This is a genomic window from Streptomyces sp. NPDC090741 (genome assembly GCF_044769045.1).
GTDB lineage: Bacteria > Actinomycetota > Actinomycetes > Streptomycetales > Streptomycetaceae > Streptomyces.
In genome coordinates this window covers 1-22403 of sequence record NZ_JBIVXF010000006.1, presented here as the reverse complement: position 1 = coordinate 22403, position 22403 = coordinate 1, and the positions used below count along the sequence as shown (strand labels likewise).

Sequence of the window (22403 nt, the reverse complement as noted above, 5' to 3'; positions counted from 1 at the left end):
AGCTCCCCTGTCCTCGGATGAGACAGCCCGAGAACGCCCAGGTCATCAATTCGGAATAGGGCATTCCAAATTGGAACCTACAGCTCGGTCCACTCCGAGGTCTTCTTCGAGAACACCGTCGCCGCCTCCGCGCTCTACAGCGAGCTGGTGTCAGCCGAGGTCTGCGCGACCCTCGGCCTGGCGACCGAGCCGCGTACCGTCAGCGCCGGGCGCCGGCCGGTGATGGAACTCGCGGGGATCCCGCACGAGCTGATCGCCTGGACCGCCCGGCGCGGTGAGCAGATCGAAGCGTGCCGCGAGGACCTGGAGCGGGAGTACGTCACCGCCGTCGACGACAACGGCGAGCCGAAGTTCCTACCCGTGGTCTCGGAGCGCGCCCGTACGAAGCTCAACCAGATGGCGGGGAGGAAGACCTGCCCGCCCAAGCGGAAGACCCAGCCGCTCGCGCAGCTGCGCGTGTGGTGGAAGACGAACGCCATCCTCAACTCCGGCGTGAAGGCCAGCATCATCGACTCCCTCCTCGAGCACGCCCGCGCCGCGGCTATGGCGATCCGGGCCCGCATCGCCCAGGTCGTCGACGTCGCCCTGGCGGCCCTCGACGTCACCGCGATCGTGTTCGTCATGACGCGACGGATGGTTCCACCGCCGGCACCTGCTCGCCGGAAGCCCGCCGTCACCTCGCCCTCGTCCTCCGCGGCCGCCGCCGCGATCCCGGCCTGGACGACCAGGTCGTGGACGCAGCTCTCGCCGCGCACTGCGTGGACATCAGCGAACCCAAGACCGTGCGCGGCCTCATGTCGGACTAGCGCCTCTACACCGCCCGCTGGGCCCTGACCGACCCGCTGCCCACCCGCTGGCGCCAGCCCACGGCCGCACCCGACCCGGACCAGCCGGCCCCCCGGCCGGACCCGGCAACCCTGACGCGCCCCCGCTGCCGCTGGAGGCGGGGGAGTGGGACATCCCCCGCGTCCCGCTGCGCTACGACCGCGCGGTCATCGCCTCCACCATGCTCGCCGCCCAGCTGCGCACCGCCCGCCGTACGGGTCGCGTCATGTACGACGTCACCACCCACCAGCAGGCCGCGATGCCCGAGCAGCTCCTCGTCCCGTTCCCAGCAGCCGATCCCGATGCCGAGTTGGCCCGCCTGGACGACAAGGCGGTACTCGACCTGACGGCCGTGCGGGCCCTGAAGAAGTCACGCACCGACGTCGAAGCCCTGGAGTTCACCGACGAGCAGCTGCGCCACCTCCAACTTGTGCTCGTCCTGGTGGATCGTGGAGACGGTCACCGTCCCCAGCGGACTTTTGATGTAGTCGCGGTGCTGGTCGATGTCAGGCCACGTGATCTGCCGCAGCCGCCGGTCGGCGAGTTCGGGAAACCAACTCTTGATCAGCTTGGCTCAGTCGGCCTCCCGCATCGGCGGCCCGCCCGGCGTGATCCCGGATGCCTCCGCCGGCTCCAGGCACTTCCTGATCGTCTTGCGGCCCACCCCCAGACGCGGCCGGCTCACTCTTGGAACGGCCCGCGTACCAGTGGACGTAGATCTCGGTGATGTCGACCACGACGAACGTTCTCCTTGCCATCCGGGCTGACCATCGGCCTTCCAAACCACAGGCCCAGGGCCGCCCACGCGCCTCCGCGATGACCAGGTCCCTCGATCTCGAACTCCATCCTATCCATGGCCAATTAGGAGAAGTCGGGATGAGGATTCAAATGAATCCCAAACCACCCGAGATGGGGAAAAACGTGAACGCTCACACCCCGGGTTCGAAGACCGCCTGGACGCCTGCGGTCTCGTGTGACCAGGGACCGTGCGGCACTTGGTGGCAGCTGCGTTCTCTACGACGACACCCGCATCCTGTGCGCTCCGAGCGGCAGCGGATCCATGGCAAGCGGGGACGATCTCCGCATCGAAGGAAACCTCGCTCTGCGGAGCGCGGCCCATCCTGCACCCCTTCCGCTGACGCCACCTGGTACGAAAACACCGGCGCCCCCGACAGGAAGCCGGCCGACGGAACCTCGGACGACTGGCTGGCCCTGACCACCAGCGGCCGCTGCACGTAGCCCCAGCGTCCGTAACTCGGCTGTCGGCGCTCTCGCGGAACCCGTGCTTGCGAGTGGCCGCCATCGCCGTTACAACGGCCCACCAGGACGCCGGGGCCGGGGCCGGCCGCTGCAGTGCGGGTCGCCACCCGGCGACGGGGACGGCGGCCCGCACCGCTGGGGCTCACTCCTCGCCGGTGCCCGGGCTCCAGACGGCCGGCCCGCCGCCACGCCACTCGATGAGCAGCGCATCGTCGAGGTGGACGTCGTCGAGATCCAGGCCGGCGCGCTGCAGGAATTCGAGTAGGTCGCCGGGGCCCAGAGCGCGGCCGAGGATCTCGGCGTCGCAGTGCACACGGCGCCCGACTTGGGTGTCCGGCGGGTAGACGATCACGCGCAGGTCAGGGCGCATCCCTCCACCCTGCCGCTCCCCGCTTACTCCAGCTTTCCGAGGGCAGCGTCGGGCCGGCGGCGCGGGCAGGCGGGTACTCCCTCGGCCACCGCCCGGCGCACCGCCTCGCTGCTCAGGGCGTGCAGCGCTTCCGTGTGTCCCAGCACGCCGCGCTGGTGGGTTTTGGCCTGGTCCAGGACGGTCTCGTCCTCCCACCGCTGGGGGTAGAGCGCAGGCAGGTCCGCGGCCGGGGCGAGGGCGTTCAGGAGAGGTTCAGGTCGCGGCTGGCAGGGGCGGCCGTCGTGATTCCTTGCGCAACCGGGACCACTGAGGCGGCGGTGGAGCGTGGTCCTGCTACCTGGGGCTATAAGCCGTCGGCGGGACGTGCCCGACGGGTTCGAGGCGAAGAAGGCGAATGGCGAGCCGGCCGGCAGATAGCCGAGGCCGTCGGTCACCGTGTCGCGACGCACAAGGGAGGTCGGCTTCCGGGACGCTGAAGGACAAGACCACCACCGCGTCGTCGCATGCATCGAACCGGGGTCCTTCGTATTCCGTGTGAGGGGAAAGCAAAGGCACACCCGGACGCGATTACTTCACCGCCTCATGCAATGAGATGCGCCGGCAAAACAGCTGAACCCGCTCGTTCCCCACACGGCGTCCCGCTCCAAGCGAGTGCGGCGTCGATGCACCGACCAGGAGTAATGGACATTGGAAAAGTCAGAAGCGCTGACCGGCCTGGACGTCGTCGGCACCGGAAGGTACGTCATGAAGAAGCTCCCGGAGGTCACGCTGGCTTTCTGGATCATGAAGATCGCCGCCACGACTCTCGGTGAAACAGCTGGGGACCTCTTCGCTCAGACCCTCGGACTGGGCTACTTCCTCACCACGATCGCGCTGTTCCTGATCTTCGTGGTCACGCTGGTGGTCCAGCTCGGCTCCAAGCGGTACAACCCCTTCTTCTACTGGACCGTCATCCTGTCCACCAGCATGGCCGGCACCACGATGTCCGACTTCATGAACCGTGACGCGAGCGCAAAGTACCTCTCCAACGGGTCCACTTCGCTGGGCTGGGGCCCGCAGGGCCTGGGATTGGGCTACCCGGTCGGTGCGGGGATCCTCATCTCGATCCTGGTCGCGATCTTCGTCGTCTGGAAGTTCACCGGCATGACGTTCGTCATCCGCGACATCACCACGCTTCGCGGTGAGGCCCTCTTCTGGTCGGCGATCCTCGTCTCCAACACACTCGGAACCTCCATGGGCGATTTCCTGTCCGACAGCTCCGGGCTCGGCTACCTGGGCGGCGCGCTCCTCGTCTCCGCACTGCTTGGCGTACTTCTCGTCCTCGTGCCGGTGCCCGTGGTGCCGAACGTCCTGCTGTTCTGGATCGCCTTCGTACTCACCCGCCCACTCGGGGCCACCGCGGGCGACTTCCTCACCAAGCCGATCGCCAAGGGCGGCTTGGACCTCGGCACGATGGGCTCGTCCGCCGTGCTACTCGCGGTCCTCATCGGGCTCATGGGCTACGCCCACATTCAGGAGCGCAGGAACTCCGTCCCGCGCGGTGAGGGCGTGGCCCGGAACTCCTGAAGCCGGGTCGGGAAGCGGCATGGCGGCGTCGGCCGCGAGATCTGCAACCCGGCGGCGGGGTGCGCTGCGTGGAACTGGCAGCGGTCCGTCGGGCGGAGGTCAAGAACGGGTCGCCACCGCACTGACCACCAGAGGCTGGACTGTCCAACGCTGCGGCCAGGGCACCTACCCCGCCCCGATCCGCGGCCCTGGCCCGCACCGACTCCGCACTGCGCCGGTTCCCCGACCTGATCGCCGCCCGCGGAACCGAGCTCGTCACCATCGCGCCACGGACCGCCTCCCCAGCACCCGCACCGACCGCTACGCCATCAGCACCGCGACCCTCAACGCCGGCCAAGCGGCGGAACGGGGGGAGAACGCCGTGGTCTGCCAGATCATCGAAAGCGTCCCCGCGGGATCCTGACCCGCGCCCTGACACACGGGCCCGGGGGTGCTGAGTGGCTGCCGATGCGGCTTGGCCTAGCATGGCGCGCATGTCGCGACGCCTGCCCCTGTCGCTCCGGACGTGGTCCGGAGTGCTGCTGGTGTGCGCGCTCTTCGCCTGTCTGACGGGGCTGGCACGCCCCGCGATGGCGATGCCGGGGCTGATGGGGATGTCCCCGCACGTCGCGATGAGCGGGCATCTCGCGGTTCCGGCCGTCGCTGAGTCGCCGGACCACGGTCCGAGCTGCCCGATGGCCCAGGAACAGTGCGTGGCGCCGAAGGGCATCGTCGCCCAGGACGGCCCGGCCGTTCCCGTGCTCGCCACTGTGTCGCACGCGACTGGCTGCTCGCCCGAACTCCTGATGACGCAGCCCAACGCCCCGCCGCCAGCGGCGGCCCGTCCCGATCTGCACCGGTTGTGCGTGTCACGGACGTGACGTCCGGCCCCCCGTGAGGCAAACGCCTCCCGGGACGCCGTGTCTTCTCACGTCCGCCTCGGCACGCCCGGATCTTCCGTGTGCGCGTGCCGTCGTCGCAGAACAGGAGTAACGACGCATGCCGTCGTCCATCGCTTTGCTGATCACCGGTGCCAGCACCGGCCTGCTCGCCGGTGGCGCCTCGTGCGCAGCCGTACAGGGGGGCCTGCTGGCAGGCGCAGTGACCCGGCGCCGCACCCCCACCCCCGCCTCGAAACCGGCCGTCAAGCCGAACGCCTCCCAGCCGGAAGTCGCTACGCCGCCGGCGCCGGTCGGAGCCTTCCTCGCCGGGAAGCTCGCCTCCCACACCGTGCTCGGCGCACTGCTGGGCATCTTCGGCAACGCCCTGCAGCCCAGCCCCCGCACCCAGGCGGTGCTGTTGCTCGCGGCCGGGGTGTTCATGGTGCTGTTCGCCCTGGACCTGTTCGGGGTCAAGGCCGTGGGGCGGCTGCTGCCCAGGCCCCCGGCATCGTTCGGCCGTCTGATGCGGCGCAGCACGAAGACCGACACGGTCGCCACCCCCGCCCTGGTCGGCTTCGCCACCGTCCTTGTGCCGTGCGGTGTGACGCTCTCGATGGCGCTGCTCGCCATCACCTCCGGATCGGCGGTGTCCGGGGCCGCGGTCATGGCCGGGTTCGTCGTGGGCACCGCGCCGCTGTTCGCTCTGCTCGGCTACCTGTTCCGGCGCAGCAGCCAGGCACTCTCGGGCGAGCTGGCCGGACTCACCGGTGTCGTGGTGCTGGCCGTCGCCGCCTGGACCATGCTCTCCGCGCTGCAGGCAGGCGGCTGGGTCTCCTTCGACTCACCGAGCCGGCAGGCCACGGCGAGCGGCCCGTTCATCGTCGAAGGCGGCGACGGCAGTGGTTCCGGGGGCAGCGGCGACTCGCATGAGCCGCCCGAGACCCCCGTACGTACGGACGCATCCGGGCGACAGATCATCACGCTGACCGTGACGGACTTCTACGCCCCCACCCAGTTCACCGCGAAGGCCGGCGTGCCCACCACGCTCGTGCTGCACGGCAAGGACTCGGGCGGCTGCGCCAGGGCGTTCACCATCCCCGAACTCGGGGTGCAGGAGATCGTCAAACGCGACGGTGACGCCGACGTCGACCTGGGCACCCGTAAGCCGGGAACCCTCCGTTTCACATGCGCCATGGGCATGCAGACCGGCGCCATCGAGTTCAAGAAGGACCTGTAATGAAGCTTTTCGGCCGCAAGAACAAGACCGATACCGACATCGGCTCTCAGGTCGAGCTCTTCATCGAAGGCATGCACTGCGCCAGCTGCGGCCTACTCATTGACGACGAGTTGGAGGGCCTCCCCGGAGTCCGCTCGGCCAACACGGACACACGGAGCGGACGCAGCATCGTCCGCCTGGATGAGGGCGCGCACGTCGACGGCGCGACTCTCCTCGCCGCGGTGGAAGGGGTGGGCGACTACACGGCCCGGCTCGCCGACTGACAACGCGCAGCCTTCTACACCTGAGCACCTTCAGAGTCGACGACTTGCGGTGAATGAGCCGCAGCCGCTGCGCGAAGGCGCTCCGCACCCAGCTCAGTGTTGGGTGCGGAGCCTTCGTGCGTTCGCGTGTCCGGGTGCGCGGTAGCGTCCGCTGTGAACATCGATTCGGTGAACCTGATGGGCCGGGCCTGGTCCGGGGTGCCGGCGGCCCGCCGCATGGCTGCCCTTGCCCGCGCTGCAAGGCCCGCCGGCCACCGGCTTGCCATGCTGTCCAACGGCTTTGGCATGGACCCGTTCAACCCGTACGAGCACGTCGGCATCTGGGACCTGTTTGACGTGCACGTCGTCTCCGAGCTGGTCGGCATGGCCAAACCCGATCCGGCGATCTATCGGCTGACCCTGGACCGTGCGGCCTTCTGGGAGTCGACCGGCTCGCAGAAGGCCTGCGTAGCATCAGCGCAGACGGAGGCGGCGCAGCGCCATCACGGTGCCGTCGGGGTGCAAGGAGACGGGGCCGCGCCACTTTGCGTCCCAGGGGTCGGCGGGCCAGGAGGAGCGGAGTGCATGCGCCTCGTGGCGGTACTGCTCGACCCTGCCTTCTCGTAGGTGCTCGAAGAGGTCCTCGGCGAGGCCGGAGAAAGCCTCGACCCGGATCCCGTTGAGGCGGAAGACGTGATCGGTGCCCACGAAGTTCCTGCCGTGGATGGTGTGGGTGACGTCTTGAACGATGCCGGTGCCAGCGTGGGTGAAGGTCTCGAAGTGCCGCTTGCCCTGGCGCTTGGTGAGGTAGCGCGCTGTCGGTTCACCGCCGCCGGCGAACGCCATCAGACCGGCGGCATCAGCCTGGGCGAGAACGCGGCCGAACCAGCCGTGCTCCTCCGGCTGGAGGTGGTATCCGGGCAGGACGACCGGCTTCTCTTCCGGCTCGATGGGCACGTGGATGCCGGGGACGATGGCGCGGTCCTCGACCGGAGGGTCGAGGGTCACCGTCGCTGGCAGCTGCAGGGTGCCGTCGCCGGGGGCCTGGAGCAGGTAGACGGTGATGTTCTCGCTCTTCTTGGGGAGCGTCGTACCGAAGACCAGGGACGGAGTCTCGTTGTACGGGCCGATGTGGATGCCCTCCACGTCGGCGGAGGCGGTGGCGAGCTGCTTGTGGACCTGGGACACGTTGCCGTGGGTGCCCTTGCAGGTGACCGGGATGACCCGGGACGGCTCACCGGGTTTCCAGACCTCCAGGAGGAAGTTCGGTCGCCTTGGGGCGCTGCTGCGCCCGGCCTCCTTGCCGGTCAGCTCCCAGCCGGCCCGCATGGCTATCTCGGCGTCGATGACGGAGACCGAGTGATCCGGATACTGCGCGGAGAGCACGTGCTGGGCGAGCGCGAGGGCGAAGCCGATGCTCAGCTCGCCCGACTGGGTGGCAGCGTAGTGGCGCCGCGGGTTGCGGCCCTCTGATGAAAGGGCCATGTAATGGCCGTCGTTACCGGTCAGGGCCTGGCAGTACTTCAGGCTTGCCCAGTGCTCGGCGAGGCCTCGTCCGGCGCCTTGCCGGGCGAGGACGTTGGCCCGGCCCAGGGTGTGGAGGACGTCCCAAGGGGTGAGCTGGAGCGACAGGCCGAGCGGTTTCAGGGGTAAGGGGCGGAGTTCCGGTTTGCGGCGCAGGGGTGCCTGGTTCTTCTCCTGCTTGGCCTTGTCGTCCGCGGCAGCCGCTTTCGCGACGCTGCCCGCCAGTTCCGTTGTCGACTGGACGGATACGTGCCACGGTTGCGCGAGATCCCTCAGTACGTCTGTTTCCTTCAAGCTGTTTCCCCCTACGGCTCGTACGGGTGTTACAGGCCAACGTCGCAAGCTACGTGGGGGAGTAGGGGGGTATGAAGGGCGTACGCGCGCACCCCGCCCGAGGCGGAGGCCACCCAATCAGGCCTTGGCCGGCTCCAGTTCAGCTTCTGTGCGGTTCCCGTCGCTGAGCGCGGCGAGGTAACGCTCGGCGTCGAGGGCCGCGGCGCAGCTGGTGCCAGCTGCGGTGATGGCCTGGCGGTACGTGTGGTCGACCACGTCGCCGGCGGCGAAGACGCCTGGGACGTTCGTACGGGTCGACGGCGAGGCGGTCTGGATGTAGCCCTCGTCGTCCAGGTCGAGCTGTCCGGTGAACAGCTCGGGCGCGGGTCGTGCCCGATCGCGATGAACAGGCCGGTGACGTCCAGGTCGCGGAGCTTGCCGGTGAAGGTGTCACGCAGGACGACACCGGACAGCATGCCGTCCGCTTCCTTGAGCTCGGCGATCTTGCTGTCGAAGGCGAAGGAGATCTTGTCGTCGGTGAAGGCCCGGTTCTGCATGACCTTGGAGGTGCGCAGGGTGGAGCGTCGGTGGACGACGGTCACGGACATCGCGAAGCGGGTGAGAAGGTGGCTTCCTCCAAGGCGGTGTCGCCGCCGCCGACCACGACGATGTCACGGTCGCGGAAGAAGAACCCGTCACAGGTGGCACACCATGACACCCGCGGCCGGACAGTTCCTCTTCCTTGGGCAGGCGGAGCTTGCGGTAGCCGGAGCCGGTGGCGTCCTGGCGGACTGGCAGCTGCACCTGGGTGGGGGAGAATCGGCCTCCGTTTGACATGTTTCGAACGGATGGCAGTGTGGTATCTGGGGTCAATGTTGGGAGGCTCGGCATGGCATCCGGTTGGGCACGATGTTCCGCAGCGCGGCAGCTTCCGCTCAGGCTCACGGTCGGCACGTTCTTCCTGCACTCCGGGCTCTCGAAACGCGGTGCGGACGAGGCCACCGCCGAGAGGCTGCAGCAGTTCGCCGCCACGACCTACCCGTTCCTGGGCAAGTGCGACGCCCAGAAGTTCGTCCGGCTGCTCTCCGCCGGGGAGCTCGCCATTGCCACCACGTTGCTCCTGCCGGTCGTCCCTGCCGCTGTCGCCGGGGTTGCTCTGACCGCATTCTCCGTCGGCACCGTCGGGCTGTACCTGCGTACGCCGGGGATGCGGCAGGAAGGCAGCCTGCGCCCGACCGAGCAGGGAATCGTGCTGGCCAAGGATGTCTGGATGCTGGGCATCGGCATCGCCCTCATCGCCGAGGGCCTGAACGAACACCGGTGACGCGCCACGAGCACGTCGGCCCCCACGGCTGCCGTACGCGCTCCGTGACCGTCATTGGCTCCGTTTTGGGCGAGGGGTAAGTCAAGGGGCGCACATGGCCATGACTAAATGGTTCTTCGAGCCCGGTCATACCGCTGCGGAGTTCCGCGCCAGGCACATGATGGTGACCTACGTGCGGGGGCAGCTCAAGAACGTGCAGGGCCTTCTGGAGGTCGATCCCGACGAGCCGGAGAAGGCGCGCGTCGAGGCGACGGTCGACGCGACCCAGGTGTACACCGGTCAGCCCCAGCGTGACGCCCACCTCCGCAGCGGTGATTTCTTCGACGTCGAGCACCACCCGACCTGGACGTTCACCGGGTCGCGCATTCACCAGGTGAGCGGAACCGAGTTCGAGGTGACCGGAGATCTCACGGTACGTGGCGTGACGCGCCCCGTAACCTTCGACGTCACTTATTTGGGACAGTGGGATACCCCTTGGTGGGAGGAGGGGCGGGATCTCGGGCCCAGGCGCCGCGCCGGATTCACTGCCACGACTCGTATCAATCGGCATGACTTCGGTGTGAGTTGGAACGATGTGGTCGACCGCGGCGGAGTGGTCGTCAGCCCCATGGTCGATGTCATGGTTGACGTCGAGGCTGTCCTCGAGCCCAGCGAAACGGCCGACTGAGCACGACCGGCTCGGGCGGCGAGCCGAACGGCTCGATAGCGGGCGGCTATCGCTGAAGCCGGCAGCAGGTCTTGGACGACAGTGCGTGAAGAGGCTCGGCTGGTTGTTCAAGCGGACGAATTGTCTGTGGCGGCTGGTCGCCGAGGCGGGCAGCCCGGGTGCCGACGGATTCGGCAGTGAGAGGAGCGCAGCAGTGTCTACCGCGTCTTCTGAGACCGTTGGGAGCCGCCGGGTCGCGGTCGTAACCGGCGGCGCCGGTGCGATCGGCGGTGCGATCGCCGCGCGGCTTGCGGTCGATCACACGGTGGTCGTGCTCGACCGCACGGGCGATGTCCCGGTCGATCTGGGTGATCCGGCCGATGTGCGCCGGGCTGCGCAACTGGTGCTGGATCGATACGGCAGGTGCGATGTTCTGGTCCACTCGGCCGCCATGGTCGCCTTCGGACCGTTCGAGGACTTCGAACTCGACCTGTGGCGTCAGCTCCAGGCAGTGAATGTGGAGTCGGCGCTGCTGCTCACCCAGGCGTTCGCGCCGGGGATGCGTGAGCGGGGCTTCGGCAGGGTGGTCTTCATCGTGTCCAACACGTTCTGGCGTCCCCCGGGCGCGCACATGCTCGCGTACGTGGCGTCCAAAGGGGCGTTGATTGGTATGACCCACGCCCTCGCCGTCGGGCTCGGCGGCGACGGGATCGCCGTCACGGCTGTGGCCCCGGGGCTGACTCGCACTTCGGCTACCGGCGTCGTGCCGGTGGAGGAGTTCGAGGAGGTCGCGGCGCGCCAGGCGCTGTCCCGGCCGCTCACCCCCGACGACACCGCGGCTGTGGTGGCGATGCTCGTCGGCGAGGACGCCGCCGCGCTGACGGGCCAGGTACTCACGGTCGACGGCGGTCTGGTGATGCGTTAGGGACGGGCGGGGTCTGGGAATCCCGACAGGGGACTCCCGTGAGTGGATCACGTAGCGCCGGCCCCGACGGCTACGTGGAAGGTCTCGGGGTCGGGTTATCGGTGCTGGTCTCGTCGTCCGTGGACAGCAGCCAACCGAGCTCCTCGGCGCATCGCCGGGCGCTCCCCACAAGACGTGCGACGGCGGCGGACCGGGTGCGCGCGGACCACAGGATCGACCACTCCACGCGGATCTCCGGCTGGACGATGCGGCGCGCGGCGTAGCCGCGGTCGGCCGCGGCGGTGTGGTACGCGAACGAGGCGGGCGGCAGACCGACCTCCCGGTTCGCCCGATCGGCACCGAGTTCGGCAAGGCCGCCGGGCGGCCGGTGACCCGGGAGGAGTCCCGCGCCGTGGTGCGTCGCCTCTACGACGGTGTGATCACCACGGGGAAGCCCGAGGACGTCGACGTGGTCGGCGAGGAGTACCTGCAGAACTCGGGCTGGACACCCGACGGCCGCGACGCGTTCGCCAGCGCGTTGGCGATCAGCCGCGGGGCGATGCCCGACGGGCGGGCCCTGCAGACGCACATGGTCGCCGAGAACAACCGGCTCGCCTCCCGGAGCGTGTGGGACGGCACCATCGCCGGGAGCGGGCGGGCCGCCGACTTCACCACGCTCGACTTCTTCCGCATCGAGGACGGGCTGATCGTCGAGCACTGGGAGTCGGTCGACTGGGTGCGGGCGTATCAGGCATTCGGGCTGCTGTCCGACGACCTCCAGGACGCCTGAGACATCTGAGGCATCTGGGACGTCTAGGCTTGAACTGATTCCACGTCAACGGAGAGGAAGGCCGGAGATGACCACCGCCATCGTGGGCGTCGGCAACATCGGAGCCGTGCTCGCCCGGCATCTGGTGGCCGGGGGTGAGAGAGTCGTCCTGGCGGGAAAGGGCGCCGCGCGAGCCGCGGAGATCGCGGACGAGCTCGGTCCCCTCGCCCGCGCTGCCTCTGTGCAGGACGCGATCACCGATGCGGACACGGTCGTGTTCGCCGTCTGGCTGGACGCCATGAGGGAGCTGATCCCGCAGGTTGCGCCTCTGCTCGAGGACAAGGTCGTGATCGACCCCTCGAACCCGATCGCCTTCGACGAGAATGGCCAGATCGTGCGGTCGCTGCCCGAAGGGGAGTCGGCCGGGTCGGTGGCTGCCGGCCTGCTGCCCAAGAACGCCCACTACGTCAAGGCGTTCGGAACTCTCGCCGCGGAGGTGCTCGCCGCGAGCGCGAACCGCACGCCGCGACGGGCGGCGCTGTTCTACGCCACCGACGACGAGAGCGCCGAGGCGACGACCGAGCGGTTGATCCGCACGGCCGGGTTCGACCCCGTCAAGGCCGGCGGCCTGGCCGATGCCGGACGCATCGAGGCGCCCGGCGGTGACCTGGATCAGTACGGCTCCGGTGGCGAGGTCGTCGACCTCGCCCAGGCGACCGCCGCCGTGCATGACGCCGGCCACTGAGTTCCACACGTAGAGGAGGAAGGCAGTGTGTTCCTCGGAAGCAACTGGCCCGGCAGCGACCGAGAACACTGCTCCCCGGTCGTTGGGCCGTCAGGGTCTCGGCCGTGCCGGTGAGGTGTCATCACTGGTTTCGGGTGATCTCGTCGGATTACGCTGGCGGCCCGCCTTGAGGAGAATGGGGCATGGCTGATGGGCCGGGCAGAGTCGGGCTGATCGATCGGCATGACCTGGTCGCCGCCTTGGACCGTTCCGCACGTCGGCGAGTGACGGTCATCTCGGCGCCGGCGGGAAGCGGCAAGACGTCCCCGCTGCGGGCATGGGCCGATCGTCCGGGTCAGGAGCGACCCATCGCGTTCGTCACGATTCGGGCCGGCCAGCAGGACGCCCAGCTGTTCTGGCTCGACGTGGTCGGCGCGATCCGCACTGCTCTGGACAAGTCGGCGCAACCGCCGCACGCGACGCCCGGCTTCGACGGCAGCGCCATGGTGGACCGGGTCCTGTCGGAGCTCGCCGGTACCGACGACCCCATCACGCTGGTCCTCGACGACCTCCACGAGCTCGACTCGTCGGAAGCCGTCGAACAGCTCACCTCGCTTCTGACCCGCCTTCCCCGTCACGCGCACGTGGTCCTCGCCACCCGCCGAGATCTTCCCCTACGACTGCACAGGCTGCGCCTCACGGGCGATCTGGCCGAGATCCGCGGCCCGCAGCTGCGCTTTGCCGAGGCCGAGACCCGCGCGTTGCTGGCCGCGTCAGGCCTGGAGCTGCCTGATCACCTCGTTGCGACGCTGCAGCAGCGGACCGAAGGCTGGGCCGCAGGGCTGCGGCTCGCGGCGCTCTCCCTTGCGGGCCACCCCGACCCCGAGCATTTCGTCGCCGCATTCTCCGGAACCGACCGCACGGTGGCCGAGTACCTGATGGCGGAGATGCTGGAGCGTCAGCCCAAGAACGTCCAGCGACTGCTTCTGCGCACCTCTGTGCTGGACCGAGTCAATGGCGAGCTCGCGGACCTGCTCACCGGTTCGACCGGGTCGGAGCGGACCCTTCTGGAGCTGGAGGACGCGAACGCGTTCGTCATGTCGCTCGACGCGGACCGCACCTGGTTCCGCTACCACCACCTGTTCGGCGGGCTCCTCCAGCTGGAACTTCGCCGGACACAGCCCGAGGAGGGTCGTCTTCTGTCACGTTGCTGCCGGGCAGGGGCCGGACGTCGGTGACGCGCGGTGTGCCTCCGGTGAGGGTGCCGGTCTTGTCCAGGGCGACCGCGTCGACCTGTCCCAGGCGTTCCATGACGACGGCGGAGTGCACCAGCTCGCGGTGGAGAGGATCGGGGGCGGTGTCGTGACTGTGGCTCCAGCCCCCGGACACCTCGGCCGCGCCCGCCAGGTGCGGGTGGTCGCGGGTTCCTCGCCCCAGACTGCGCGTGTCCGAGTACGCGCTCGGCGCGGCTAACCTCGGCACCCGCTGGGGTGTCGGCACACTCCACCTGGCCGCACGACTGCCCGGGGCGAACTCATACCCCTCTACCCCGACGCCGGACACGAAGGGATCGTCCAGTACCACGACGAATTCGTCTCACGGGCGCTCGAGTTCCTCGACTCGTAGCCAGGCGTGGTGCGCCTCGTCCGGGACAGGGGTTCGGCCTGGAAAGGCGACCCGCCTACGCTATCCGCCGATCGGTGCCCGCACGCCACCAGCCTGCCTACTGAGGGAGCCTGTCCGTGTATCCCCTCGGGAAGTGGCCGGCTGTCGGAGGGTCCTGGTCCAGGGGGAAGAGGGGCGCTGTGCCGGTCATCTCCAGTAGGCGCTGGAGCTGGTGGTTGGGGGCTGCGAGGCGGATGACGGTGTCGGTGTCCTGTGCTGTGCGTCGCGCGGTGAGGAGTGCGTTGAGTGCCGAGGAGTCGCAGAAGGTGAGGCGGCTGCAGTCGACCACCACGGGCTTGGCCGGTGAGGCGTGGGCGAGGGCTTCGCTGAGGGCGAGCCGCAGAGAGGGTGCTGTTTCGATGTCGATCTCGCCCGTGGGGCGGACCGCGACCGCGTGGGCCAGGACGTGCACGGCGATGTCGTTGCCGCCGACCTCCAGGTGGGGCTGTTCGACCATGGTGGATCACTCCTTGGGTCTACGGGCGTGGCCCCCGGCATGTGTTGGCCGGTCGGTGGTTCGGGGTGCGGGTCACGTGCTGCGCTGGTCGTGGGTGTCCTGGCGGAGCTGGTCGGTGTGCCGGGTCAGGGCGTCGATGCGTTCGGCGAGCTCGGCGTCCTCGGGCCGCAGATGAGGCCGGGTGTCGGCCAGGGGGCGGACGAGGCGGGCGGCGTCGTTGTCGGCGAGGGCCAGGTTCAGATCGCCGACGGCGCTCTCGGCGCCGGCGGGCAGACCGGTGAGGGAGGTGACCTGGCCGGCGAGGCGTCGCAGGCCGGCCGCGTTGTCACGGGCCCATGCGGTCACGGTGCGGTCGGCGGCGCGCGTGTCGCGGGTGGCCTGGACGCGCTGCTCGCCGGTGCTTCCGGCGTTGCCGGGGCGCAGCCGCAGGTAGCGGCGTTCGGCGGCCTGGCGGCTGGCGACCCCGAGGGGCCCTGCGAGGTCGGCCCAGCTGGCGCCCTGGCCGCGGGCGGTTTCGATCAGACCGCTCTCCCAGCCGGCGAGCTGCTCACGGACCTCGCGGAGCATCAGCAGAGCGACCAGAGCCGGGTGCGGGCCGGAGTGCGGCGCCATCGCCGTATCGGCCGTCGTCGTTCTCGCGAAGGGCTGCTGCGCGTTCTTAACGGCCTGGTTGATGGTCTCCAGGGCTGCGGCGGCGGCCAGGAAGGGGACTGGTGCGGTCGGCTCGGTGGCCTCGTTCATGACGCTCTCCGTCGGATTGTCATCCTCCAGATGACTCCTTGCTTGTCATCGTTTCGATGACATGTTACAACGGGAGCACGTTGAAGCGCATTGGCAGTTTCTGCCTGAACCAACTGGAGGTGTTTCGCGATGTTGATGCGCACTGACCCGTTCCGCGAGATGGACCGGATCGTCCAGCATCTGTCGGGTACGTCGGGCACGTGGTCGAAGCCGTCCGTGATGCCGATGGACGCCTACCGCCAAGGCGACGCGTACGTGATCGCCTTCGACCTCCCCGGCGTGAGCACCGAGGCGATCGACATCGACGTCGAGCGGAACATGCTGACCGTGAAGGCCGAGCGCCGGCCCGCGGAGAAGTCCGACGGCGTGCAGATGGAGCTCTCCGAGCGGCCCCTCGGTGTCTTCTCCCGCCAGGTCATGCTGGCCGACACCCTCGACACCGAGCACATCGAAGCCGACTACGACGCGGGTGTCCTGACCCTGCGGATCCCGATCGCCGAGCGCGCCAAGCCGCGGAAGATCAGCATCGGCGGCGAGTCCGGCCGCAAGCAGATCTCCGGCTGACCAGCCCCGCCCCCAGCGGCGGAGGGCGGGGACCCGATTCCCCCTCCGGCACCCCGCCCTCCGCACCCCCTTCGCCCCCTCACCCCTCCACGCCACGGAGGTGACGTGATGACGATGCGCAGGGAAGCCTTCCCGGCCCACGTCCAGGAACGCGGCTAGTACCCGACCCCGGCGGAAGCCGAACGGGCGGCCCGCGTCGTCCTGGCCCTGCTGGGCGCACACCTGGCCGGCACCGTGCGGGCCGAGCTCGCCGCCCGGCTCCCCGAGACGTACGCCCTGATCCTCCTCAACCCGCTGCAGGCCGCAGAACCGCTCTCACCCGAGCGTTTCGTCCGCGCGACCGCAGCACCCGTTCCCCGCCCCCTACGACGACCGCCTCGCCGCCGCACGCCATGTCGCGGACCACATCGAGGACTACGGCGGCCGCGCGGACTGGCTCGCCGTCGCGGGGGACAGCGCGGGGGGCAACCTGGCCGCCGCCGTCGCGCTCACCTTCCGCGACGAAGAGCGGCTGCTCGCGGCCCAGCTCCTCGCCTACCCCTGCCTCGACTTCACTGGTGACCACCCTTCCCGCACGCAGAACGCCACCGGTTACCTCCTGCGGACCCAGGACGTCCTGGACTCCCAACACCTCTACGCGGGTGACGACCCCGCCGTACGCGGCTCCTCCCATGTGTCCCCGCTGCGCGCCGACCGCTTCACCGGCCTTGCCCCCACCGTCATCGGCACCGCCCAGTACGACCCGCTGCGCGACGAGGACAACGCCTACGCCGAAGCGCTCGGGAACGCCGGAGTGAGCGTCTTCGCCCGCACCTACGAAGGGCTCGTCCACACCTTCCTCAACCTCTTCCCGGTCTCCCCGGCGGCGGACGCCGCCGTCACCGAGCTCTACGCGCAGCTCAAGAAGCGGCTCGACCGACCCAGGGCCCAGCCGTCCCGGTGATCAGGGAGGTCACGGCCGCGATGGGCGGCCAGGACCACTGGCCGGCGCGCACCAGGAGCGAGGTGCGGCGGGTGCCGGCCAGGGGGTCGAGGGGCCGGAAGGCGACATCGATGCGGTCTCTCTCGATGCCCGACTCGGCGAGCAGGGCTACGCCGAGGCCGGCCCCGACGAGGCTGTTCACCAGGTGCAGGCTGTCCATGCGATGCGCGATGCGCGGCGCGAAACCGGCGATCGCGCACACCCGCTGGACGAGCTCGTCGTCATCGGTGCCCCGTGAATTGGCGATCCAGCCCGCTGCGGCGAAGTCCCGCAGTTCGCTCAGCGCGACGGGCCGCCCGGCGTCCGCGTGACGGGCGGGGACCGCGAGGAAGAGCGGCTGCTCGTCGAACTGCCGGGCGCTGAGCTCCTGTGGGACCGTGCGCGGCACCAGACTGTAGTGGTAGACCACGCCGAGGTCGATGCTGCCCGAGCGCACGAGGCCGATGGTGTGCTCCGGCTCGTGCTCGTACGTCTCGACCTCGATCCGCGGATACTCCGCACGCAGCCGCGCGAGCATGGGCAGCACCACCGGTTCGACCGCGGTGAAGAAGCTCGCGAGCCGCACACGGCCCGCCGGTTCGGCCCCGCCGCTCAGCTCGGCCCGCGCCTCCTCGACAGCGGCGAGGATGCCGACCGCGTGCTCGGCCAGACGCTCGCCCGCCGGTGTCAGCCGGACCCGCCGTCCGACCGGCCTCAGCAGCTGTGCACCGACCTCGGTCTCCAGGACGGCCAGGTGCTTGGAGACGGCCGAGGTCCCGTATCCCGTGGCCGTGGCGACCGCGGCCATGGTGCCGAGGCGGCCCAGTTCGACGAGCAGCCGGAGCCGGCCGAGATCCGGAAGGGGGCGCATGTCCTGGGGTGCCATCCGGCAATCATCCACTAATAGAGGCCATTGGAGCCACTATTAGCCCGTGGACAGAACCGGACGGCGGCCGCTCCAATGACGGGATGAACGCCACTGCCGCCCCCGTAGCACCCCACGAGGCTGCCGCCACCCTCCACGGCCCGGTGCGGTCCGCCGACCGGCCGCGCCGCCTGCCCGGAACGGTGCTCCTCCTCATCGCCATGACGGTGCTGCACACCGGCGGTGCACTGGCGACCGAGCTGTTCGAGTCCCTCGGTCCGGCCGGGACGACCTGGCTGCGTCTGTCCTTCGCGGCCGTGTTCCTGCTCGCCTTCACCGGACGGTCCCTTTGGCGAGTGGTACGAGCGGCCTCCCGTGCCGACCTGCTCGGCGTCGTGGCCCTGGGCGCGGTCAGCGCCGGCATGATGCTGCTCTTCTCGGAATCCGCCGCCCGGCTTCCCCTGGGTACGGCGACAGCGCTGGAGTTCCTCGGACCACTCGCCGTGGCCGTCGCCGGGTCCCGGCGCCCCAGGGAACTGGCGTGGCTGGCGCTGGCCGGATCAGGCGTCCTGCTCCTCACCTCGCCCTGGACCGGTGTCACCGATCTCGCCGGAGTCCTCTTCGGGCTGGGGTCGGCCGCATGCTGGGCGTCGTACGTCATAGGCACCGCGCACGTCGGCAGCAAGTTCTCGGCGCAGCACGGGCTGGCCCTCTCCCTTGCGGTCGCGGCGGTCGTCGCCGCGCCGTTCGGGGCGCGGGAGGCTGTCGCGAACCTCAGCTGGGAGGTGGCCGCCGCTGCGGCAGGTATCGCCGTGCTGATGCCGCTGGTGCCCTTCCTGTTGGAGATGAAAGCCCTCCAGCGCATGACCAAGACCACCTACGGCACCCTGGCCGGCCTCGAACCCGCCGTAAGCCTGCTGGCCGGCGTGATCCTCATTGCCCAGACCCCGACCCTCGTGCAGACGGCCGGCACCGCACTCGTGGTCACGGCAGGGATCGGAGCGGCACGCCGGGAAACAGGTCGTTAAGGGGTTCTACAGAGTTCCCCAGGGCTCTACTGCCGTGCCAATGGTTCAAGCATTGACGAGCGCCCAGGACGGTGCGCACGGTCTTGGGCAGGGGCGCGTACAGGGTGGGCGCGGCCAGCGGGAGGAGGCCGAAGCGGAGGGCGGTGGAGGCGACGGTCAGATTCCGTCCGTCACCGATGTCGGACTTCGCCAGGGTACGCATGGCTCTGGCGGCCAACGTCGACCTTGGAGACGTAGGCGCTCGTAGGGACTACCTGTACTTCGCCGGACCTGTTTCCGATGACCCATCATGTCGAGTGCGTCGCGATCCTTGAACCGATCGCAAAGGGCCTCTGACCTGCGGGTTAGGGCAGTGTGCATTATGGGCGTTGTGTGCGTCGTGTGCGTTGTGGGCGATATCTTGACGCTCGTGACGCACGTTTGACGCACGCCGTCGGCGATGTCTGACGCGCCGTCAGGCGTGGAAGGGTGCGTCCCGCAGCAGATTGTGATCTTGCTGTGGGAGGCGCCCTTTCCGGTAGTGGGCGACTGAGACGGTCGGTGTCAGACCCGCGCTCCATCTTCTCTCTCCGAATACGCTCTGTGACAATTCGAGGGGGCTCGCGACTAGTAGCCGGGACCGTAAGGGTTCCATCCGTGCAGGAACGGCTGCAGGTCGCTGGCGCGAGGTTCGGGAATGTCGGGCAGCCGGAGCGTCCCGTTGAGCGGGTTCAGGCGCTCCACGTGGTCGGCGGCCCGAGCGATCCATGCCTCGGCTCCGTCCCTCTCCGGTCCAGTCGCCAAGGCCTGTGCGTGGAGGCGGAGAGCGTCGACGTACTCGGCCAGGCCCGCTGCACGGCGCCATGCTCGTTCCTGCGCTTCGAGATGCTGGACTCGGGCTGCCTCGGCGAATTCGATCTTTGCCCGTTGCATCGCGGCTTCCCACTTCAGCCGCTTCTCCCGTGCTGCCTCCAGGTCTGCCAGTCGTTTGCGTTCGGCGGCCTCGCCTCGAAGTCCCACTTCCTGCACGATTTCGGCGAGCTGGTCCTCAAGGGGGCGTGAGGTCGTATCGGCCCACTCACCGGTCCTGTGTCGCAGCCCGCCACTGACACAGATTCTCAAGCGTTCGGCGGGGGAGGTGTCGTACCGGGGAATCCTGACCCAGGGGTTCTTCTCCGCGTCCGCGATTTCCTTCTTCGTGGGGATGTGTTCGGTGCGGTCCTGTTCCTGCAGGATGAGGAAATCGCATCGCTGACCCTGGGCTGTGATGGTGAAGTGGGGCGGGCCGCTTCGCCGGCGGTGTGGTGCGGGGGCGCTCTCAGCCGTGCCGAACGCGCTGGCATACCCCAGCTTCTGCGTCGCGGTGAGCCGTGCCGGTACGGGGACGGGTGGCAGTACGGCCAGGCGCCAGGCGGGGGTGTCGACGAGCCGGATTTCGTATCCGTCGTGGCACCAGTCTGCGTGCAGTTCCTTGGTCGCAGGGATCTTTCCGGACCGGCGTGCTGCGGCAACCCGGATCGGCCATTTCTCGGTCTCCCGACCGCTGGCTTCGCGTTTGACGATGCGGCCGCCGGCGTCGACGAGCTCTTCCAAGAGCTGCTCCGTGACGGTCCTGGCCTTCGTCCGTGGAAGGGAGCTGGTTCGCTGCACCGGCACGGGCACGGCTGCCTTGACGCCGGGTTTCTCGTTCTTGGCCACGTCGGGTGACTGGATTCCAGCCTGCGGCGCGGGAGTGGTTTCTTTGCTGCGAGGTTGTTCGGGCGGATGGGATCCGTGGTCCAGGTATTCCTCGCCGGCCTTGGTGAGGGCGACGGACCATTGCCCCTGTCGCTTGAAGACTTTGACCAGTCCGCGGCTGTGCAGGGCTTGGCAGCTGAGTTTGTGCCCGGTTCCTTCCCACACGCCGTCAGGGCAGCCTCGGCCGACCCATTGCAGCATCTGCTGCTGCCGTTCGTTGAGCTGTCGTGACACCCGAACTCCCCACCGTGCGAATACCTCACGGGCATGCTCTCAGCCGCACTCCGCCTGGCGCGGTTGGAAGAGGATGGAGGTTGGCTGGCGGCGATGAAGATTCGGACAGATGTAGGCATGGCCGCTTGTGGTGGCTAGGCTCGCAGTCGTTCGTTGGTGGCTGCCGTGGACGCTTGCTGGTCGGCCTGGGAGCACATCGACCATGCGATGGTCTTCGACGCTGGTCAAGACGGTGGAGTAGGTCTGGCCACGACGGGTCGCGAAGTCGTCCACGCCCAGCACACGCGGAGTACTGAACTGCGGATCAGGCAGTGCCATGACCCTGCGTAACAAGGTCATCCGTCCCGCGCCGAAGCCCAGCTGGGCAGCCAGCCGAGCGCCGGCCCGCCCGGCCAGTGCGAGCCCCACTCGCTCCAGGGCGCGGTTGAGCCTCTTGGTGAACCGCGCGTGCGGGGCGGCCAGCTGGGAGAACGGCTCGGCAAACGTCGGGCGCGGGCAGTCCGGTGACGCGCAGATGAATCGCCGGACCGTCAGCCGGATCACAAAGCCCTGCTCAGCCAGCGGAAGGTCCTTCAGCCTGCGCATGTATCGGTCGTGGACTCGGTGCGAGAAGCAGCCGCAGTCCGGACATGCCGCCCCGGACCCGCGGCCTCTCGCCACCACCTCGACCATGCCGAACGCGGCCGTCACCGCCTCGACATCCACATCGTCGATCCCGTCGAACACCAGCGAGTCCCAGAACCGTGCATCGGTCCGCATGACCAGCACCATCACCGTCCACAGCCGGCCACAGCATCGACCAGCAGGAACCTGAGGGAGCGTCACATCCGACTGTCAGACGACAAGGCGCACGCGGTTTCACGCGATCCCGTCTACGCGCAATCGAACAACGAGGTAACGCTCGGCGACGACTCCCCAAGATCTGTGCCAGAACCCGTAACTCACGTACAAAGCCAGCCCTACTGGGCTGTGCGGGTGGTCATGTCCATTGCAGAAACGATCAAGCTCCGGGTGGTCCCTCTTCGCGCCGGACGGGTGTGGAACGTTGCCGGGGCAAGGTCACAACGCGACCGCGACACTCAGGAGGTGTTCGGGCAGATGGTCACCGCACCAGTGCTCTGGAACAACGGCAAGGCGTACCTGTTCGACGGCGGAAGCTACTACCGCTACGACGTCGCCAACGACAAGGTCGACCCCGGCTATCCTCAGCGGATCTCCGGCCACTGGCCGGGCGTCTTTACATCCCGTGTCGACGCCGGCGTGGTGTGGAACAACGGCAAGGCGTTCTTCTTCCGCGGTACCGAGTACGTGCGGTACGACATGGCGACCGACAAGGTCGATGCCGGCTACCCGAAGCCGATCGCCGGGAACTGGCCCGGCCTGTTCCCGGACCACATCGACGCTGCCGTGGTGTGGAACAACGGCAAGGCGTTCTTCTTCCGCGGCTCCGAGTACATGCGGTACGACATCGCGGCGGACAAGGTCGATGCCGGCTACCCGAAGCCGATCGCCGGGAACTGGCCCGGCCTGTGGGCCTCGGACCTCGACGGCGGCGTGGTGTGGAACAACGGCAAGGCGTTCTTCTTCCGCGGCTCCGAGTACATGCGGTACGACATCGCGGCGGACAAGGTCGATGCCGGCTACCCGA

General features: G+C 68.9%; 24 protein-coding genes and 4 pseudogenes. 19 read left to right on the top strand and 9 right to left on the bottom strand.

Going from position 1 to position 22403, the window contains the following annotated elements:
* Positions 1-48 precede the first annotated feature (48 nt).
* Entirely contained in the window at positions 49-834 is a 786-nt protein-coding gene (locus tag ACIQU4_RS17665; RefSeq protein ID WP_403732076.1) for a relaxase domain-containing protein, read from the top strand.
* A gap of 217 nt (positions 835-1051) precedes the next feature.
* Positions 1052-1552: a hypothetical protein gene (locus ACIQU4_RS17660; RefSeq protein WP_403731049.1), complete on the top strand. Its 501-nt coding sequence runs from the start codon at positions 1052-1054 to the stop codon at positions 1550-1552.
* 675 nt (positions 1553-2227) lie between these two features.
* On the opposite strand, the gene ACIQU4_RS17655 is transcribed toward ACIQU4_RS17660, so the two are convergent.
* Both ACIQU4_RS17655 and ACIQU4_RS17650 read right to left on the bottom strand, forming a co-directional pair.
* Entirely contained in the window at positions 2228-2455 is a 228-nt protein-coding gene (locus tag ACIQU4_RS17655; RefSeq protein ID WP_403731046.1) for a hypothetical protein, read from the bottom strand.
* Positions 2456-2478: 23 nt separating this feature from the next.
* Positions 2479-2601: a hypothetical protein gene (locus ACIQU4_RS17650; RefSeq protein WP_403731043.1), complete on the bottom strand. Its 123-nt coding sequence runs from the start codon at positions 2599-2601 to the stop codon at positions 2479-2481.
* Between the two features lie 541 nt (positions 2602-3142).
* Here ACIQU4_RS17650 and ACIQU4_RS17645 point away from each other — a divergent pair.
* The 5 genes and pseudogenes from ACIQU4_RS17645 to ACIQU4_RS17625 all read left to right on the top strand — a co-directional run.
* The gene (locus tag ACIQU4_RS17645; RefSeq protein ID WP_403731040.1) at positions 3143-4021 is read left to right on the top strand and encodes a hypothetical protein; all 879 of its coding nucleotides are present in this window, start codon (positions 3143-3145) and stop codon (positions 4019-4021) included.
* Positions 4022-4494: 473 nt separating this feature from the next.
* Complete coding sequence (locus tag ACIQU4_RS17640; protein WP_403731037.1) at positions 4495-4881, top strand: hypothetical protein; 387 nt, start codon at positions 4495-4497, stop codon at positions 4879-4881.
* A 118-nt stretch (positions 4882-4999) separates the two neighbouring features.
* On the top strand, positions 5000-6118 hold the full coding sequence (locus ACIQU4_RS17635) for a sulfite exporter TauE/SafE family protein (protein WP_403731034.1): 1119 nt from the start codon (positions 5000-5002) through the stop codon (positions 6116-6118).
* Complete coding sequence (locus tag ACIQU4_RS17630; protein ID WP_403731032.1) at positions 6118-6381, top strand: cation transporter; 264 nt, start codon at positions 6118-6120, stop codon at positions 6379-6381. Before ACIQU4_RS17635 ends, ACIQU4_RS17630 begins: the two co-directional genes overlap by 1 nt.
* A 159-nt stretch (positions 6382-6540) precedes the next feature.
* Positions 6541-6789 (top strand): annotated as a pseudogene (locus ACIQU4_RS17625) (HAD family hydrolase); the annotation flags it as partial.
* Positions 6790-6834: 45 nt separating this feature from the next.
* Here ACIQU4_RS17625 and ACIQU4_RS17620 read toward each other — a convergent pair.
* Positions 6835-8178 carry a hypothetical protein gene (locus ACIQU4_RS17620; protein ID WP_403731029.1) on the bottom strand — a complete coding sequence of 448 codons (1344 nt, stop codon included), beginning with the start codon at positions 8176-8178 and terminating at the stop codon, positions 6835-6837.
* Positions 8179-8295: 117 nt separating this feature from the next.
* Positions 8296-8934, bottom strand: a pseudogene (locus ACIQU4_RS17615) (NAD(P)/FAD-dependent oxidoreductase); the annotation flags it as partial.
* Between the two features lie 112 nt (positions 8935-9046).
* Here ACIQU4_RS17615 and ACIQU4_RS17610 point away from each other — a divergent pair.
* From ACIQU4_RS17610 to ACIQU4_RS17580, 7 genes are all read left to right on the top strand, one after another.
* Complete coding sequence (locus ACIQU4_RS17610; protein WP_403731026.1) at positions 9047-9481, top strand: hypothetical protein; 435 nt, start codon at positions 9047-9049, stop codon at positions 9479-9481.
* A 94-nt stretch (positions 9482-9575) separates the two neighbouring features.
* A complete protein-coding gene (locus tag ACIQU4_RS17605) occupies positions 9576-10148 on the top strand; it encodes a YceI family protein (RefSeq protein ID WP_403731023.1) in 573 nt (190 codons plus the stop codon).
* A gap of 193 nt (positions 10149-10341) precedes the next feature.
* Entirely contained in the window at positions 10342-11052 is a 711-nt protein-coding gene (locus ACIQU4_RS17600) for an SDR family NAD(P)-dependent oxidoreductase (RefSeq protein ID WP_403731020.1), read from the top strand.
* A 38-nt stretch (positions 11053-11090) separates the two neighbouring features.
* Positions 11091-11315 carry a hypothetical protein gene (locus tag ACIQU4_RS17595; protein WP_403731017.1) on the top strand — a complete coding sequence of 75 codons (225 nt, stop codon included), beginning with the start codon at positions 11091-11093 and terminating at the stop codon, positions 11313-11315.
* A gap of 20 nt (positions 11316-11335) precedes the next feature.
* On the top strand, positions 11336-11821 hold the full coding sequence (locus ACIQU4_RS17590; protein WP_403731014.1) for an ester cyclase: 486 nt from the start codon (positions 11336-11338) through the stop codon (positions 11819-11821).
* 67 nt (positions 11822-11888) lie between these two features.
* Entirely contained in the window at positions 11889-12545 is a 657-nt protein-coding gene (locus ACIQU4_RS17585) for an NADPH-dependent F420 reductase (protein WP_403731011.1), read from the top strand.
* A 182-nt stretch (positions 12546-12727) separates the two neighbouring features.
* Positions 12728-13762, top strand: coding sequence for an AAA family ATPase (locus tag ACIQU4_RS17580; protein WP_403731008.1), 1035 nt, complete (start codon positions 12728-12730; stop codon positions 13760-13762).
* Positions 13763-14247: 485 nt separating this feature from the next.
* Here the strand turns inward: ACIQU4_RS17580 and ACIQU4_RS17575 are convergent, their stop codons facing one another.
* Both ACIQU4_RS17575 and ACIQU4_RS17570 read right to left on the bottom strand, forming a co-directional pair.
* Positions 14248-14646 carry an STAS domain-containing protein gene (locus ACIQU4_RS17575; protein WP_403731005.1) on the bottom strand — a complete coding sequence of 133 codons (399 nt, stop codon included), beginning with the start codon at positions 14644-14646 and terminating at the stop codon, positions 14248-14250.
* 72 nt (positions 14647-14718) lie between these two features.
* A complete protein-coding gene (locus ACIQU4_RS17570; protein ID WP_403731002.1) occupies positions 14719-15387 on the bottom strand; it encodes an HSP18 transcriptional regulator in 669 nt (222 codons plus the stop codon).
* A 129-nt stretch (positions 15388-15516) separates the two neighbouring features.
* Here ACIQU4_RS17570 and ACIQU4_RS17565 point away from each other — a divergent pair, with 129 nt between their 5' ends.
* From ACIQU4_RS17565 to ACIQU4_RS17555, 3 genes and pseudogenes are all read left to right on the top strand, one after another.
* A complete protein-coding gene (locus tag ACIQU4_RS17565; RefSeq protein ID WP_403730999.1) occupies positions 15517-15951 on the top strand; it encodes an Hsp20/alpha crystallin family protein in 435 nt (144 codons plus the stop codon).
* A gap of 108 nt (positions 15952-16059) precedes the next feature.
* A pseudogene (locus ACIQU4_RS17560) lies at positions 16060-16299 on the top strand (DUF2267 domain-containing protein); the annotation flags it as partial.
* Between the two features lie 52 nt (positions 16300-16351).
* A pseudogene (locus tag ACIQU4_RS17555) lies at positions 16352-16894 on the top strand (alpha/beta hydrolase fold domain-containing protein); the annotation flags it as partial.
* On the opposite strand, the gene ACIQU4_RS17550 reads toward ACIQU4_RS17555, so the two are convergent.
* Positions 16851-17798, bottom strand: a complete 948-nt coding sequence (locus ACIQU4_RS17550) for a LysR substrate-binding domain-containing protein (RefSeq protein ID WP_403730996.1) — start codon at positions 17796-17798, stop codon at positions 16851-16853. The pseudogene ACIQU4_RS17555 and the gene ACIQU4_RS17550 sit on opposite strands and share 44 nt — an antisense overlap.
* 83 nt (positions 17799-17881) lie before the next feature.
* Here ACIQU4_RS17550 and ACIQU4_RS17545 point away from each other — a divergent pair, with 83 nt between their 5' ends.
* Positions 17882-18805 (top strand): EamA family transporter, encoded by a 924-nt coding sequence (locus ACIQU4_RS17545; protein WP_403730993.1) that lies wholly within the window; start codon positions 17882-17884, stop codon positions 18803-18805.
* 606 nt (positions 18806-19411) lie between these two features.
* On the opposite strand, the gene ACIQU4_RS17540 is transcribed toward ACIQU4_RS17545, so the two are convergent.
* Together ACIQU4_RS17540 and ACIQU4_RS17535 are read right to left on the bottom strand one after the other, a co-directional pair.
* Positions 19412-20755, bottom strand: a complete 1344-nt coding sequence (locus ACIQU4_RS17540) for a hypothetical protein (protein ID WP_403730990.1) — start codon at positions 20753-20755, stop codon at positions 19412-19414.
* Between the two features lie 39 nt (positions 20756-20794).
* Complete coding sequence (locus ACIQU4_RS17535; RefSeq protein WP_403730987.1) at positions 20795-21514, bottom strand: transposase family protein; 720 nt, start codon at positions 21512-21514, stop codon at positions 20795-20797.
* Between the two features lie 339 nt (positions 21515-21853).
* On the opposite strand from ACIQU4_RS17535, the gene ACIQU4_RS17530 reads away from it, so the two are divergent.
* A partial coding sequence (locus ACIQU4_RS17530) for a hemopexin repeat-containing protein (protein ID WP_403730984.1) occupies positions 21854-22403 on the top strand: 550 nt, incomplete at its 3' end.

Coding starts and splice junctions, on each gene's coding strand:
- ACIQU4_RS17575 (WP_403731005.1), bottom strand. CDS start 14,646: ATGGTCGAACAGCCCCACCTGGAGGTCGGCGGCAACGACATCGCCGTG.
- ACIQU4_RS17630 (WP_403731032.1), top strand. CDS start 6,118: ATGAAGCTTTTCGGCCGCAAGAACAAGACCGATACCGACATCGGCTCT.
- ACIQU4_RS17545 (WP_403730993.1), top strand. CDS start 17,882: ATGAACGCCACTGCCGCCCCCGTAGCACCCCACGAGGCTGCCGCCACC.
- ACIQU4_RS17660 (WP_403731049.1), top strand. CDS start 1,052: ATGTACGACGTCACCACCCACCAGCAGGCCGCGATGCCCGAGCAGCTC.
- ACIQU4_RS17640 (WP_403731037.1), top strand. CDS start 4,495: ATGTCGCGACGCCTGCCCCTGTCGCTCCGGACGTGGTCCGGAGTGCTG.
- ACIQU4_RS17610 (WP_403731026.1), top strand. CDS start 9,047: ATGGCATCCGGTTGGGCACGATGTTCCGCAGCGCGGCAGCTTCCGCTC.
- ACIQU4_RS17550 (WP_403730996.1), bottom strand. CDS start 17,798: ATGGCACCCCAGGACATGCGCCCCCTTCCGGATCTCGGCCGGCTCCGG.
- ACIQU4_RS17535 (WP_403730987.1), bottom strand. CDS start 21,514: ATGCGGACCGATGCACGGTTCTGGGACTCGCTGGTGTTCGACGGGATC.
- ACIQU4_RS17635 (WP_403731034.1), top strand. CDS start 5,000: ATGCCGTCGTCCATCGCTTTGCTGATCACCGGTGCCAGCACCGGCCTG.
- ACIQU4_RS17580 (WP_403731008.1), top strand. CDS start 12,728: ATGGCTGATGGGCCGGGCAGAGTCGGGCTGATCGATCGGCATGACCTG.
- ACIQU4_RS17655 (WP_403731046.1), bottom strand. CDS start 2,455: ATGCGCCCTGACCTGCGCGTGATCGTCTACCCGCCGGACACCCAAGTC.
- ACIQU4_RS17570 (WP_403731002.1), bottom strand. CDS start 15,387: ATGAACGAGGCCACCGAGCCGACCGCACCAGTCCCCTTCCTGGCCGCC.
- ACIQU4_RS17585 (WP_403731011.1), top strand. CDS start 11,889: ATGACCACCGCCATCGTGGGCGTCGGCAACATCGGAGCCGTGCTCGCC.
- ACIQU4_RS17565 (WP_403730999.1), top strand. CDS start 15,517: ATGTTGATGCGCACTGACCCGTTCCGCGAGATGGACCGGATCGTCCAG.
- ACIQU4_RS17605 (WP_403731023.1), top strand. CDS start 9,576: ATGGCCATGACTAAATGGTTCTTCGAGCCCGGTCATACCGCTGCGGAG.